The 14,417-nt window shown below is 42.8% G+C and carries 15 protein-coding genes; 13 read left to right on the forward strand and 2 right to left on the reverse strand.

The features are described from left to right. Positions 1 to 11: 11 nt before the first annotated feature. Positions 12 to 1,082, forward strand: coding sequence for a glycosyltransferase family 4 protein (locus tag A8F94_RS19120; protein WP_139070140.1), 1,071 nt, complete (start codon positions 12 to 14; stop codon positions 1,080 to 1,082). A 333-nt stretch (positions 1,083 to 1,415) separates the two neighbouring features. On the opposite strand, the gene A8F94_RS19125 is transcribed toward A8F94_RS19120, so the two are convergent. Further along, positions 1,416 to 2,015 (reverse strand): uracil-DNA glycosylase, encoded by a 600-nt coding sequence (locus tag A8F94_RS19125; protein ID WP_066204165.1) that lies wholly within the window; start codon positions 2,013 to 2,015, stop codon positions 1,416 to 1,418. 139 nt (positions 2,016 to 2,154) lie between these two features. Between A8F94_RS19125 and A8F94_RS19130 the strand changes: the two genes are divergently transcribed. From A8F94_RS19130 to A8F94_RS19165, 8 genes are all read left to right on the forward strand, one after another. Continuing rightward, the gene (locus A8F94_RS19130) at positions 2,155 to 3,156 is read left to right on the forward strand and encodes an LLM class flavin-dependent oxidoreductase (RefSeq protein ID WP_066204167.1); all 1,002 of its coding nucleotides are present in this window, start codon (positions 2,155 to 2,157) and stop codon (positions 3,154 to 3,156) included. A gap of 266 nt (positions 3,157 to 3,422) precedes the next feature. Next, complete coding sequence (locus A8F94_RS19135) at positions 3,423 to 4,523, forward strand: ABC transporter ATP-binding protein (RefSeq protein WP_066204168.1); 1,101 nt, start codon at positions 3,423 to 3,425, stop codon at positions 4,521 to 4,523. After that, a complete protein-coding gene (locus tag A8F94_RS19140; RefSeq protein WP_066204170.1) occupies positions 4,520 to 5,335 on the forward strand; it encodes an ABC transporter permease in 816 nt (271 codons plus the stop codon). Before A8F94_RS19135 ends, A8F94_RS19140 begins: the two co-directional genes overlap by 4 nt. Further along, positions 5,325 to 6,128 carry an ABC transporter permease gene (locus A8F94_RS19145; protein ID WP_066204172.1) on the forward strand — a complete coding sequence of 268 codons (804 nt, stop codon included), beginning with the start codon at positions 5,325 to 5,327 and terminating at the stop codon, positions 6,126 to 6,128. The genes A8F94_RS19140 and A8F94_RS19145 overlap by 11 nt, the downstream gene beginning before the upstream one ends. Beyond that, positions 6,125 to 7,198, forward strand: a complete 1,074-nt coding sequence (locus A8F94_RS19150; protein ID WP_066204173.1) for an ABC transporter substrate-binding protein — start codon at positions 6,125 to 6,127, stop codon at positions 7,196 to 7,198. Before A8F94_RS19145 ends, A8F94_RS19150 begins: the two co-directional genes overlap by 4 nt. 620 nt (positions 7,199 to 7,818) lie before the next feature. Next, on the forward strand, positions 7,819 to 8,277 hold the full coding sequence (locus tag A8F94_RS19155) for a MarR family winged helix-turn-helix transcriptional regulator (RefSeq protein WP_066204174.1): 459 nt from the start codon (positions 7,819 to 7,821) through the stop codon (positions 8,275 to 8,277). 98 nt (positions 8,278 to 8,375) lie between these two features. Next, positions 8,376 to 8,798, forward strand: a complete 423-nt coding sequence (gene spxA / locus A8F94_RS19160) for a transcriptional regulator SpxA (protein ID WP_066204176.1) — start codon at positions 8,376 to 8,378, stop codon at positions 8,796 to 8,798. Positions 8,799 to 8,943: 145 nt separating this feature from the next. Continuing rightward, the gene (locus A8F94_RS19165) at positions 8,944 to 10,377 is read left to right on the forward strand and encodes an amino acid permease (RefSeq protein ID WP_066204178.1); all 1,434 of its coding nucleotides are present in this window, start codon (positions 8,944 to 8,946) and stop codon (positions 10,375 to 10,377) included. A gap of 405 nt (positions 10,378 to 10,782) precedes the next feature. Here A8F94_RS19165 and A8F94_RS25470 read toward each other — a convergent pair whose 3' ends face one another. Next, entirely contained in the window at positions 10,783 to 11,031 is a 249-nt protein-coding gene (locus tag A8F94_RS25470; protein ID WP_139070142.1) for a hypothetical protein, read from the reverse strand. Between the two features lie 289 nt (positions 11,032 to 11,320). On the opposite strand from A8F94_RS25470, the gene A8F94_RS19170 reads away from it, so the two are divergent. From A8F94_RS19170 to A8F94_RS19185, 4 genes are all read left to right on the forward strand, one after another. Next, positions 11,321 to 12,103, forward strand: coding sequence for an amino acid ABC transporter substrate-binding protein (locus A8F94_RS19170; protein ID WP_175384473.1), 783 nt, complete (start codon positions 11,321 to 11,323; stop codon positions 12,101 to 12,103). 87 nt (positions 12,104 to 12,190) lie between these two features. Continuing rightward, a complete protein-coding gene (locus A8F94_RS19175; RefSeq protein WP_066204183.1) occupies positions 12,191 to 12,850 on the forward strand; it encodes an amino acid ABC transporter permease in 660 nt (219 codons plus the stop codon). 10 nt (positions 12,851 to 12,860) lie between these two features. Then, complete coding sequence (locus A8F94_RS19180) at positions 12,861 to 13,607, forward strand: amino acid ABC transporter ATP-binding protein (RefSeq protein ID WP_066204185.1); 747 nt, start codon at positions 12,861 to 12,863, stop codon at positions 13,605 to 13,607. 129 nt (positions 13,608 to 13,736) lie between these two features. After that, positions 13,737 to 14,315, forward strand: coding sequence for an SAM-dependent methyltransferase (locus A8F94_RS19185; protein ID WP_066205052.1), 579 nt, complete (start codon positions 13,737 to 13,739; stop codon positions 14,313 to 14,315). Positions 14,316 to 14,417 lie beyond the last annotated feature (102 nt).

Here is a 14,417-nt window from a genome sequence, read left to right on the forward strand (position 1 = left end):
CAAAAGGATTGGTGATTCCTATAAAAATACTCATGATGGCTGATCATCTGGTCCAGGGAGGACTCGAAACTCATATTATTACAAATGTAAACCAATTGACGAGTCTTGGACACGAAGTTCTTCTGTATACCGCATCATGTAATGAGTCCATTCTAAAACAAATCAACCCGACGCGATTTCAGTTTCTTCCCTGGACAGATGACCACCAAAGAATAATAGATCAATTCAAACCTGATATATTACACTCCCATCCGTTTACAGCCATTGTGAAGGCCGCAGAGCTTGCCGAGCGCAATCAGCTCCCTCTTGTTGTAACGATGCATGGGTTATACGATTTTGGTTTTGATGATTCCCCGCTTGGCAATTCAGTAAGTAAGAAGGTAAAGCGAATTATTGCAGTTGATTTCAGGGTGGCAATTGTCTTGCTAAATAACGTGGTTGAACCTGAAAAAGTATCAGTAATCAGGAATGGAATAGATTTCAACAAGTTTTATCCAAAGAAAAAAAATAACGATAAACTAAAAAAACTGGGTCTTGATCCAAGTAAATTAACCATATCGATTGTAAGCAGATTTGCTGACGATAAGGAAATACCGATTATACAGTTCTTAAAATGTGCTCCTGATATTGCTAAAAATATTAAGGGCCTCAATGTTCTATTAATTGGCGATGGAGGGAAGATGAAGGACGTTCAAGATGCGATTCCCAATCAGAATCATGGTGATTTAAAAGTTAAGGTTTTGGGGTGGCAAGAGGATGTCGCAGAGTTTTACCGTATGTCGGATTTGGTTCTCGGAAGCGGCAGGGTTGCCCTGGAGGCGCTATCTTGCAAAATCCCTGTTTACTCCATGTGGGACGGATTTGGCGGCCTTATAACAAAAGAAAATCACGATTCAGTCATGATGGGTAATGCCTTTCGTAAGCTAAGTGACCATGAGCTAACAATGGAAATGGTGAATGTTTTAATGAACGAAAGCCTGTTAACTAAATCAGCCAAAGAATCCTTTAACTTTGTGCGGAAGATTTATGATATTAATAAATGCACAAATCAATTGGTACGGATTTACGAGCAATATATATAGGATCTGCAGAGAGGAGGAGAGCATCAGTGCTCTTCTCTTATTATTAGGAAACCTTTATGGAAGTCGGCTTTTATTACTGAGAACATTGAATTATTAATGTAAAATCGTCATAACAAGAGAGTCCATAAACGGAAGGAATCTTCTATATATTTCCTTCAGGAATTGAAGGACTCCCTCGATTCATCACTCGCACCAAGGAACATGCGATGCATTCCCGAGGAGACTTCGTGCCTTCTGTCCAATCAATAAAGTACCTGCTATTTGTTTAAGATAATAGAAAAGGCTTCCCCAAAGTTCAGATAATGGTCGCTTTGGGAAAGGTCTATTTTTTATCTAAGGACAACTGTCTTTAGCTCGGGTTATGGTATTTAGATAATATTTAGCCAAATAATTCCAGTCCTGTGAAAATAAAGGCCACAAGTTGGGGCGCCGTCTTACCGCAAGGGGGTGATAGGCTACAAATGTCCTAAATCCATTGACGTCATGTACCTTGCCGCGCAAAGATTTTACATCTGCCTCTTGATTTTGAAAAAAGGATTGGACTGAAATATTGCCAAGGCAGACAACCAATTGAGGCTGTTTGGAAAGCAGTTGCTGTTTTAAGTGATTTATACATATTTTCCGTGTTAATTCTTTATCGTATGCTTTAACAGGTCTCCTTTTTAACACATAGGTTACGTACAAGTCTTCTTCCTTTAATCCCGCTCCAAGCACGGCTTGCTGAAGGGTTTGCCTTGTCCCGCATACAAAGGGCTTGTTCTCCCTGTCCTCGCGTGCTCCGGGATTGTCCAATATAACCATGATAGGGGCGCTTGGATTCCCTTCGCCCCAGACCATACGTGTGCCGTGATGTACAAGTCCGCATTCACTGCAATCCTTTAGATCTTCAGGTGTTGGTTCTTCAGGCCATAACGAGGCGCAAAAGTTTCCCATATAATTGTCCGCTCATTCTTTTTTGCTTTTACTATACCCTTAAACTATGCTAGGAATTTCCTGCAGGCAGAATAATCGGGTTTGAGGTATAAATTGGTTACAATAATGTCATACCTTCTTAAAGAGAGGAGACGATTTTTTGTCTAATTTAAATATACCTGTTTCTGTTCTGAACCTTGCTCCAATTCGTCAAGGGGAGGGACCGAAGGAAGCGATTGAAGCAGTGATAGAACTTGCCCAGGCAACTGAAAGGTTGGGGTATGCCCGTTACTGGATCGCCGAGCATCATAATACACCAAACCTAGTTAGTTCTGCTACAGCAATTTTAATAAACCATACGCTTGAACATACAGAGCGCATTCGTGTTGGCTCAGGGGGAATCATGCTCCCGAATCATTCTCCTTTAGTTGTTGCCGAGCAATTCGGAACAATGGCGACCATTTATGGTGACCGTCTGGACCTTGGGCTTGGCCGTGCTCCCGGTACCGATATGCTGACCGCAAGCGCTTTGAGAAGGTCCAAGCATGACTCTGTCTATACATTCCCTGATGATGTGAAAAGCCTTCTGGGCTATTTTGGGCCTGCAGAGCAGCAGGGCTATGTGAAGGCATATCCGGGAGCGGGTACGAATATCCCGCTTTATATTTTGGGCTCGTCAACTGACTCTGCTTATTTGGCAGCAAATCTGGGTCTTCCGTATGTATTCGCATCACATTTTGCTCCCCGCCACATGGCTGAAGCAATTCAAATATATCGTAGCCGGTTTCAGCCGTCAGCTTATCTGGATAAACCGTATATGATGGTATGTTTGAATGTTATTGCCGCTGAAAGTGATGAGGAGGCGGAGCGTGAGTCAACTACGTTACAGCAGTTTTTCCTTAATGTCGTCCGCGGGTCCCAAACGCCGCTTCAGCCCCCTATTGAAAATATGGATGGACTCTGGAGTCCACAAGAGAAGGAAATGGCCATGTCAATGACCAGTGTTTCGCTTGTAGGGGCTAAAGAGACCATACGCAGCCAGTTACAGGAATTTCAGGATAAATACAATGTTGATGAGATAATGGCAGTAACGTATATGTTTGATCGGGAAAAGCAAATCCGATCATACGAGATATTAAAGCAAGTAGTAGATGGAAAATAAGTGTGATAGAACCCCTGCCGCGGCTGGGGTTTTTTCATTTTAGGGAAGCCGGGTTGCGTTTTAGGTCGATTTGCGTTATATCTGAAAGGATTCGAGTGGTTAGAGGGGAAAAACGCCTAGTAATTTTTTCATTTAGCCAACTTTCCTCTTTCATTTCGGAGCAGTAGTAGTATAGTAGTAGATTGAAGGAGAGTGTCGATTGCTCACCTTCTTTTGAATACTAGCGTAATGCCATTATATAAACACGGGTAAAAAGGAGGTTTCTGATGAAATCAACGATTATTCAATTCAAGAATGTGACGAAGCAATATGACAATGATCCGCCAGTCCTTGACGATGTCAGCTTTGAAATTGAACGCGGCAAGTTTTACACACTGCTCGGACCTTCGGGTTGCGGGAAGACAACTATCCTTAGACTGATTGCTGGATTTACGGAAGCATCACAAGGGGATATTTTTTTCAATGAAAAACGCGTAAATGACGTTCCTGCCAATAAGCGGCAGGTAAATACTGTTTTCCAGGACTATGCTCTATTTCCACATTTGAATGTCTTTGAAAATGTGGCATTTGGACTTCGGATTAAAAAGATGAAAAATGCCGAAATTACGGCAAAGGTGAAGGAAGCACTGGAGTTTGTGAACCTTGCGGGTTATGAAAATAGAGTAATCAGAGAGATGTCCGGCGGCCAGCGGCAGCGTGTGGCCATCGCGCGGGCAATTGTAAATGAGCCGGAGGTTATCCTTCTGGATGAACCATTGTCCGCGCTGGACCTTAAGCTGAGAACAGAAATGCAATACGAGCTGCGTGAGTTGCAAAGACGGCTTGGGATTACGTTTATTTTTGTTACTCACGACCAGGAAGAAGCGCTGGCAATGTCTGACGAAATATTCGTTATCAATAAGGGGAAAATCCAGCAAAGCGGCACACCTACCGATATTTATGATGAGCCTATAAATCAGTTTGTCGCAGACTTTATCGGCGAATCAAATATTGTCCAGGGTACGATGATAAAAGATTATCTCGTCGAATTTACGGGAAGGAAGTTTGACTGTGTTGACCAGGGCTTACATCCAAATGAGCCAGTCGAGATTGTCATCCGTCCGGAGGACCTCGAAATTACGTCAACAGAAAAAGGCAAACTACAGGTCCGTGTTGATTCTCAATTGTTTCGGGGTGTCCATTATGAGTTAAGCTGCTATGACAAGGATGGCAATGAGTGGCTGGTCCACTCGACGAAAAAGGCGGCGGTTGGCGATGAAATCGGGCTGTACTTCGACCCCGAAGCTATTCACGTCATGAGGCTGGGTGAAACAGAAGAAGAATTTGACCGCAGGCTGGAAAGCTACAAGGATGGGGAAGAGCGATGAACCAAAAGCTGAATCGCCAGTTGTACCTGCTTCCTTACTCGCTTTGGATGATTTTCTTTGTCATTGCACCAATCGTACTGGTTGTTTATTATTCTTTTTTGAATGTTGATGGAGATTTCTCGCTGGCAAATTACCAAAAGTTCTTCACACCTGTCTATTTGAAGATGACGTTGAACTCCTTTTGGTATGCATTTTTAATTACGTTTTTCTCATTGCTGGTATCGTACCCAACAGCCTATTTGCTAACCAAAACAAGGCATAAACAGCTCTGGCTTTTGCTGATTATTGTTCCGTCATGGATTAACCTTCTTTTGAAAGCATATGCATTCCTCGGCATTTTTGGGACATATGGTATGACAAATGCCTTTCTTGAAGCAATCGGAATCGGAACGCAGCAAATTTTGTTTACGGACTTCAGCTTCGTTTTTGTTTCCGTGTATATTTTCATTCCGTTCATGATTTTGCCGATTTTCAATTCCTTAAATGAATTGAATCCGACCTTAATCGATGCGGCCAATGACCTCGGCGCCTCCAAATGGACAACGTTCAGAAGGGTTATTTTTCCGCTTTCAATTGAGGGTGTGAAATCGGGCTGCCAGGTTGTCTTTATTCCTGCCCTTTCCTTATTCATGCTGACAAGACTGATTGCAGGAAATCGGGTTATTACACTTGGAACGGCGATTGAACAGCATTTCCTTGTTACGCAGGACTGGGGAATGGGATCAGTCATTGCAGTATTCCTGATTATTGCCATGTTTGCATTTATGGCCCTGACAGGTAAAAGTAAGCGGGGTGTGTTGAATGGAAAATAAATCATCTGTTCTGACGAAGTCATTCCTCGTTCTTGTATTTGCTGTACTTTATGCGCCAATTTTCTTTTTAATTTTTTATTCGTTTAACAGTGGCGGAACCATGTATGATTTCGAAGGATTCACACTTGATTGGTATAAGGAATTATTTGGTGACACAAGACTATTGATTATTGTGTTAAACACGTTGGTAGTTGCACTCCTATCGGCCCTTTTTGCGACAATCATTGGCGTCGTGGGTGCACTTGGCATCCATGCAATGCGAAAGCGTTCCGCAAAAAACACGATACTTTCCCTGAACAATGTCCTGATTGTCAGCCCAGATGTCATCATCGGGGCATCATTCCTGATATTGTTCACAATTTCCGGTTACAAGCTTGGGTTTTACTCAGTTTTGCTTTCTCATATTGCTTTCAGTGTGCCAATCGTCGTACTGATGGTCCTTCCAAAGCTATCCGAGATGAGTCCATCACTTGTCGATGCTGCAAGAGACTTGGGAGCAAGCAGCCGGGATGTTCTCGTGAAGGTTATCCTGCCATATATTGCTCCAGGAATCATGGCTGGTTTCTTCATGGCATTGACGTATTCCCTGGATGACTTTGCTGTAACCTTCTTTGTGACAGGTAATGGTTTTAGTACACTTTCCGTTGAGATATACTCTTTGGCACGCCGTGGGGTTTCCCTTAACATCAATGCTCTATCGACGCTTTTATTCTTGTTTACCACATTACTTGTTGTTATTTATTACTTCATCAACCAGCGCCAAAGGCCGAATTCAATGGGGGTGAAGAAATGAAGCAGTTAGCAAGAGTCTTTATTGGAGTCATTGCTGCTTCAGCAATATTGCTAACCATTATTACCCGGCTGAATGCAACTGAAGGCTATTCAGGAGATAATACATTGACTGTCTATAACTGGGGCGATTACATTGACCCTGACCTGATTGACCGTTTTGAAGAGGAAACTGGAATCAGTGTCGTCTATGAAACATTTGACTCAAACGAGGCAATGATGACAAAAGTCCAACAGGGCGGGACTTCCTATGATATAGCGGTCCCATCTGAGTATATGATTGCCAAAATGCGCCAGGAGGATTTGCTGATTCCGCTTGACCACAGCAAACTCCCGAACCTTAAAAATATTGATGAGCGGTTTATGGACCTTCCATTCGATCCGGAGAATAAGTATTCCGTTCCATATTTCTGGGGTACAGTTGGTATTGTTTACAATCCTTCAATGCTTGACGGGAGAACATTTACAAGCTGGAACGATCTTTGGGACCCTGATTTGAAGAATGAAATCCTGCTTGTTGACGGTGCACGCGAGGTCATGGGAATGGGGTTAAATAGCCTCGGGTATTCACTGAACGATACAAATAAGGAACATTTACAGGCCGCCAAGGAAAAGCTAGATAAACTGACTCCAAACATAAAAGCGATTGTTGGTGACGAAATCAAAATCCTTCTTGCAAATGAGGAAGCCAGCATTGGCCTTGTATGGTCGGGTGATGCGGCTGATATCATGTCCGAGAATGAAAATCTCGATTATGTAGTCCCGAGTGAAGGGTCAAATTTATGGTTTGACAATATGGTTATTCCGAAAACGGCTAAAAATATTGATGGAGCCCACCAATTTATCAATTTTATGCTTGATGCTGAAGTGTCGGCACAAAATACAGAGTGGGTAAGCTACTCAACGCCAAACAAAGAGGCAATCAAGCTGCTGCCAGAAGAGATAACAGGTGATGAACGCTTTTATCCTCCTGCCGAACTGACCGAAAAGCTCGAGGTATATGAGAACTTGGGGCAAAGGAATCTAGCCTATTATAATGAGCTGTTTTTGTTATTTAAAATGCATCGGAAATAAATCCTAAGTGAGAAAATATAAATTGTTTTTTGCAGTCTTGTTGATTTACGTTCCAGGCGTGAAGCTCGTTCGAAAATGCAAAAAATGCATTTTCTCCTGCGGTGCTTTTTCAGAGAAGATTATTCAACGTCCTGCGGGAGCAAGGGGCAGGTGAGACCCCCCAGACGCCATGGGCGACGAGGAGAAAGAAATGCGGAGGCGACTGCCCAGCTCCAACAAGCGCTGAAGGACCGAAGCGACCTAGAGGAGCTTGGGCCAGCTCACCGCACGCCCCTTAGGTCCGCGAAACGCCTCGCGACAGGCAAAAGGCGCCTGTCTCTGCGATGATTATTCATGGGAGCATTCCTTTGTGTCCCTTGCGATGAAAACTCTAAGAAGCTTCCCTTAGTGTAACGGAAATCAACAGACCACTTAGAAAATTTTATTTTCAATATATATAGTTGTATTCTAAGAAGTAAAACTCATACAGATTGGAATCAATGAACAGGAGGAAAAGGACATAATGCCTTTTCTTCTTTTTTTGAATCCAGGCAATTTGTTTGTAAATTATTCTGAAATAATATAAAATATAACATATATGAACTATATATTTTATCTCTTACATATAACGGGGGAGAATCATGGATGTAGTTGAATTTAAAAACCTCTTGTGGGACTACACGAGAAAAATTAATGAAAGCACGAACATCCTTATAACTTCTCTTTGCGGCCACCATGAATTGACTATTGTTCAAGTTAGAATTTTGGTTGAAATAAAGAAGGATGGTACCCATACAATTGGAAGCCTGGCACAGCGTTTAAATATGGCTGGCACCAATATTTCTACCATGTGCAAAAAGCTTGAAAGTATGGGTTACATGGAGCGAATCAGGGATCGTATCGATGAAAGAGTCGTCAAAGTAGCCCTAACCAATAAAGGGAAGATGGTAGTGGAGGAAATCGACAAAATGTTAGTGGAAAAAATATCTTCTTCAACTAGAGATGTTCCAGAGGAGAAACTCCAGGTCATTATCACAGGAATGATGAAACTAAATGAAATTCTTGAGAGTGCCAATAACAGTGAAAGTAAAAGAATTTGAATGAAATTGACATGCTATTTTTAAAAACAGTATAATTTTAATTAAAAATACTCTAAATAAAGATAGATAATAAATTTTCATTAGGGAGTTTGGTATATATGGTTAATTTGTATACATCACCTAGTTGTACTTCTTGCAGGAAAGCGAAAGCCTGGCTTGAGGAACACAATGTTCAATATATTGAACGAAACATTTTCTCCGAACCATTAACTATAGATGAGATAAAAGGAATTCTTTCAATGACGGAAGAAGGAACGGACGAAATCATCTCATTAAATTCAAAAACCTATAAAAACCTTAATGTAAATTTGGAATCTCTCCAGCTTAAGGAATTGTACACCATTATTAAGGAAAACCCCGGCATGCTGCGAAGGCCGATTATTAAGGACGAAAATAAGATGAATGTCGGCTATAACGAGGAAGAAATTCGCAGGTTCCTTCCACGGAGTGTTCGCACAATTATTCGCTATGAAACCCATCAAATGGCTGATGAATTGGAAAGCCAAAGTATTGGGGTATAACGGAAAAAACGAAAGTGTAAGGCTGGCCAAGTGCCAGTCTTTTTCCTCTTAATAAAGGTCTAGCTTGAGGCTTGGGGGACTCGAATCATTTATCCTTTTGAAGCAAATAATAAACCCTGACACTTAAAGAGTTGGGGGACAAACAATGCAAAATACGCAAAAAGGGCTTTCAGCGGTTCAGCTCACAATGATGGCACTGGGAAGTGTCATAGGAGGCTCCTTTTTCCTTGGGTCTTCGGTAGCAATTAATGCGGCTGGCCCTTCCATTTTACTATCTTATATCTTTGCGGGTATTTTGATATTTTTGATTTTGTACGCATTATCGGAAATGACTGTAGCCGCTCCAACAGTTGGATCGTTCAGTACATTTGCCGCACGGGAACTCGGGCCGGGAACAGGTTTCGTGGTCGGGTGGCTGTATTGGACAGGAACAGTCCTCTCCATGTCCAGTGAGGCAACAGCGATTTCAATCCTGGTTCGTGAATGGTACCCAAACGTGTCAATTGGGCTTTTGGGAGGAGCCATCATCATTGGTGTTACCCTAGTTAATCTTTTGGGGGCGGATAAGATAGGAAAGCTGCAAAGCGGGCTTTCTTCAATTAAATTATTGGCAATTGTCTTTTTTATTGTAACCGCCTTAGTACTGATTTTTGGCCTCTTCCCTGGAACTCCAGCAGTAGGAGCCGGAGAGCTTGCCCGAGAGCCGCTAATGCCGGGAGGGCTAGGAGGTTTGGCCGGCAGCATGCTTCTCGTCGTTTTTGCTTATGCCGGATTTGAAGTCATTGGTTTGGCGGCATCTGAAACCAGGGACCCAGTGAAAACAATTCCGAAAGCCATCCGCTACACCGTCTTCTCGCTTGTTGGCCTGTATATACTATATGCCGCAGTGCTATTGCCGCTTATTCCGACTTCTGCCTTGAATGAGAACGTCTCACCAATGGTTGCTTCCCTTGAGCGCTGGGGGATTGGCTGGGCTGGCAGAGTGCTTAATATCGTCCTAATTACGGCAATCCTTTCAGCGATGCTTGCCGCAATCTTTGGGCTTGGGAGAATGATTCGTTCTCTAACTGATGAAGGGCACGCACCGAATTTCCTAAGAGATAAAAGGGATGTGCCCTACCGCGGAATCCTGTTTTCAGGGGTGGCCATGCTGGTTGGGCTAGGCTTTGGCCTGCTTTTTCCAAGGGTGTATCTTGTCTTAATTACGACTGGGGGATTTGCCCTCATTTTTACGTATGGAGTCATCATGGCCAGTCATATCAAATTCAGAAAACGGAACGGATGCCCGCCGGAGGGGAAATGCCAAATGCCTGGTTTTCCCTATACTTCATGGATTGCTTTAGTTGCTATAGTGATTGTCCTCCTTTGCATGCCGTTTATTCCGGGCCAGGAAACGGGGCTTATCTCAGGTTTAGTCATGGTTGTTTTCTATATAGCCATCTATGTACTAGTATCGAGGACTAGGGCTCGTACCAATCAAACCGAGCGAACGGACAAAGGCAGACGAAATATTCGGGGGGAATTGCTGACGGAAGCTTCAACAGAATTGACAGGAAAAATAGATAGGGACGATGAATAAAGGCTTTCTCCTGATGGAGGAGGCTTCTTTTTTTTGAAAAAAGTGCTGAATCCCCTGAAATAATAGGACGACAAACGGCCCTATTTATAGCGCTCGGTTAAATGAACATATTGAGTCGGGCGTAAGGGCAACCGTATTATCAACTTATGGTTAACTTGATGCCCTTGGCCAAATCATTAGCGGGCCTATCATAGGATTTATTGCCTACAAGACTTCAATGGAGCTGTCCCTCAATGTATCAGGCTTGTTGCTTCCTCTTTGCTTACTTACTAAAGAAGGCGAGCAAGGGGAATCTTACTGAATAATAAAATGGCCGGCTCCTCAAGGCTGGATTGTCCGTGTATGGGGGGGTGGTTTTTTTCTGAAATCTAGCTGATAAAAAGGTTCGTGGACAATTCCTGTTCCTCAAACCGCCAATTCATCCACTAAATGCGGTTCGTGGACAAATCCCGTCTCCCGGACAATCGATTCATCCACCAAATGGGGTTTCGTGGACAAATCCCGTCTTCCGGAAAATCGATTAATCCACCAAATATCGTTTCGAGGACAAATCCCGTCTCCCGGACAATCGATTAATCCACCAAATACGGTTTCGTGGACAAATCCCGTCTGTCGGACAATCGATTCATCCACTAAATGCAGTTTCGTGGACAAATTCCGTTTCTCGGACTGCCAAATAATCCACCAAATGGGGTTTCGTGGACAATTTCCGTCTCCCAGACTAACAAATTAATCGACAAAATCTGGTTTAGCGTATTTTCCCGGACCATAAAGTGAAAATGGGTAAGAAAAACCCAGGGGGAATCAATTAAATTGGGAATTTTATGAACATTTTCATGGATATTGTCCATCTAATCTTTTAGTGTTATAATCTGATAGTGTGATAATATGGTAACGCACTAAAGGATTTTAAACTAATTCACTAAAAGGATGGGAATAGATAATGAAACGAACAGCTATGATGATGCTTCTCGTTACAGCACTAATGACAGTATTGGCAGCATGCTCGGGTAACTCTACCTCCGGGAAGGGATCCGACGATGCATTGATTATTGGTATAGATGATAAATTTGCTCCTATGGGATTCCGTGATGAAAACAATGAGATTGTTGGTTTTGATATTGATTATGCAAAGGCTGCAGCGGAAAAAATGGGAGTTGACGTAAAATTCCAGCCAATCGACTGGAAAACAAAAGAATCTGAGCTTTCAAGTGGCAGGATTGACCTGATTTGGAATGGGTATACTATCACAGATGATCGAAAGAAAAAGGTTCTTTTTACGAAGCCTTATCTAGAAAATGCACAAGTGGTTGTAACGCTTGCGGATTCAAACATTAAAAAGCTTTCTGACCTGGAAGGAAAGGTTGTAGGCCTGCAATCCCTTTCTTCGGCGGCAGATGCATTGAATAGCAACCCAATTAAGGACAAGCTTAAAGAAGTAACTGAGTTCTCGGATAATGTCATGGCTCTCAATGATTTGAAGAGTGGACGTCTGGATGCGGTGATTATTGATGAAGTTGTAATCAATTACTATATGGCAAAAGAGAAAGAGGCGTTCAAGGTGCTTGATGAATCGCTTTCACCTGAGGAGTATGGGGTTGGCGTGAAAAAAGGCAATGAAGAACTGCTTGAAAAATTGCAAAAAGCCCTCGATGAGTTGAACGAAGATGGTACAGCCGCCGAGATTTCAACAAAATGGTTCGGGGAAGATAAAATACTAAAATAATAGTCATATGTGGCAAAACAGGATTTCCTAGGGAAACCCTGTTTTGTTACGCTTGGCTAGGCTCACATACAAACGGAGGAAATTTCTATGTCACTTGACTATATTTTTAATATCCTCGGCCCAATGCTTGAAGGCGCCCAAATGACAATGTTGCTGTTTTTTATTGCCATTATCCTGTCGATTCCACTTGGTTTCCTGCTGACATTAGCCGTAAGAAGCAGCATCAGGCCGTTATCCTGGCTAGCCCAGGGATATATATATATCATGCGCGGAACACCGCTGCTCTTGCAGCTGTTATTTATCTGTTTCGGCCTGCCAATGATTCCTGTTGTGGGAGAATACCTGGTACTTGACCGTTTTGTAGCAGCAAGCCTTGGATTCGTTCTGAACTATGCTGCCTATTTTGCTGAAATTTTTCGCGGCGGACTGATTGCGATTGACAAGGGCCAATACGAGGCTGCACAGGTGCTGGGATTGAGCAAGTGGCAGACAACAACCCGAGTAGTGCTTCCGCAAATGTTCAGGATTGCCCTGCCTGCTGTAGCAAACGAATCCGTTACATTAGTAAAGGATACGGCCCTTCTTTATGCAGTTGCAGTCCCGGAATTGCTTCACTTTGCCCAGACTGCGGTCAATCGCGATTTTACAATTGTACCGTTCTTTGTGGCGGGTGTTATCTACCTGATTATGACTCTGGTGCTTACGATTTTCTTTAAATGGGTCGAGCGCCGCTTTAAGTTTGAATAGGAGGGCTAGTATGGCCATCATAGAAGTTTCCAACCTAAAAAAATCTTTTGGATCGCTTGAGGTTCTCAAACAAATCTCATTCGGGGTGAATAAAAACGACGTAGTAGCCATAATTGGCCCTTCCGGTTCGGGAAAGAGCACCATGCTCAGAAGCTTGGTTCATCTTGAAAAAATTGATGGAGGATCCATTCAGGTAGATGGCGAATATCTGGTTAAGGACGGTGCCTATCCGAAACCACAGGAAACAAAGAGGATCACCTCAAAAATGGGTATGGTCTTCCAACACTTCAACCTGTTTCCACATTTACCGGTAAGGGAAAATCTTGAGCTGGCACCGAGGCTTGTTAAAGGGGAACAGTCGGCTGATTTACAGCAGAGAAGTATCGAACTTTTGGAAAAAATCGGTCTTAAAAGCCATGCAAATGCATACCCCGCTAATTTGTCAGGCGGCCAAAAACAAAGGGTTGCGATTGCACGGGCCCTGATGATGGATCCCGACATTCTCCTCTTTGATGAGCCGACATCGGCCCTTGACCCAGAGTTAACAGGCGAGGTCCTGCAGGTTATGAAAAAGCTGGCCGAAGAACATATGACGATGATTGTCGTTACTCATGAGATGGGCTTTGCCCGGGAAGTTGCCAACAGGGTAATTTTTATGGATAACGGTGAAATTATTGAATCGGGCCATCCCTCTGAAATTTTTACAAACCCGCGCAATGAACGTACAAAGGCATTCTTGACTCGTACGTTGAAATAAATCACCCTGCTTGGAGAAAAGTTCGGAGCAATTTGGAAAATATTATGGCAGTGACGCTCTTGAGCCGCACTGCCTTTTCTAATAGGAAGGATTGAAGCCCCGTTGAATAATGAACATTACAAAGATGCCATGTTGAATATCAAGACAATTGGAAACCAAAAGGGCTTTTTAAAATCAATCCATTACCACCCTTATGAGCCTACGCCGTATAGTGCACTGGAGATTCTTTTTTCAGAATATGAGTTGAAGAAGTCTGATATACTCGTTGACTTTGGAAGCGGGAAGGGCAGGCTGCCGTTCTATGCAAACTACTTATTCAACGTCAATACAGTCGGGGTCGAGTTCAATGAACCCTTTTTTCACGAGGCCATTAATAATTTAAACGGATATCTTGCAAAATACAAAAAGCGTAGTGAAAAAATCAAGTTTCATTGTGGGCTTGCTGAAGAATACCAAATTCAGCCGGATGAGAATCGATTTTATTTTTTCAATCCGTTTACAGATTCGATTTTCGCGACGGTGGTAACTGGGATTCTGGAGTCCTATGAAAAGGCCCCCCGTACCATTGATATAATCTTATATTATCCATCAGGTGATTATGTGTTCTTCCTGGAGAATCAGACCCCCTTTAATCTCGTTCAAGACATCCCGATCCCCTGGCTGGCCGAAAAAAATATTAATGAGCGCTTTCTGATTTATCGTTTATAAAAATTGGACTTTCACCTTGCTATGGTGTACCGGATTAAAAACAGAGTTCTCCTGGATTGCTTAATTTTGATGTTTTAAGCCTTTATCTATTGATAGTTCCAC

Origin of the sequence: Bacillus sp. FJAT-27225, from assembly GCF_001685025.1 — a bacterium.
Classification (GTDB): Bacteria; Bacillota; Bacilli; order Bacillales; family Cytobacillaceae; genus Bacillus_D.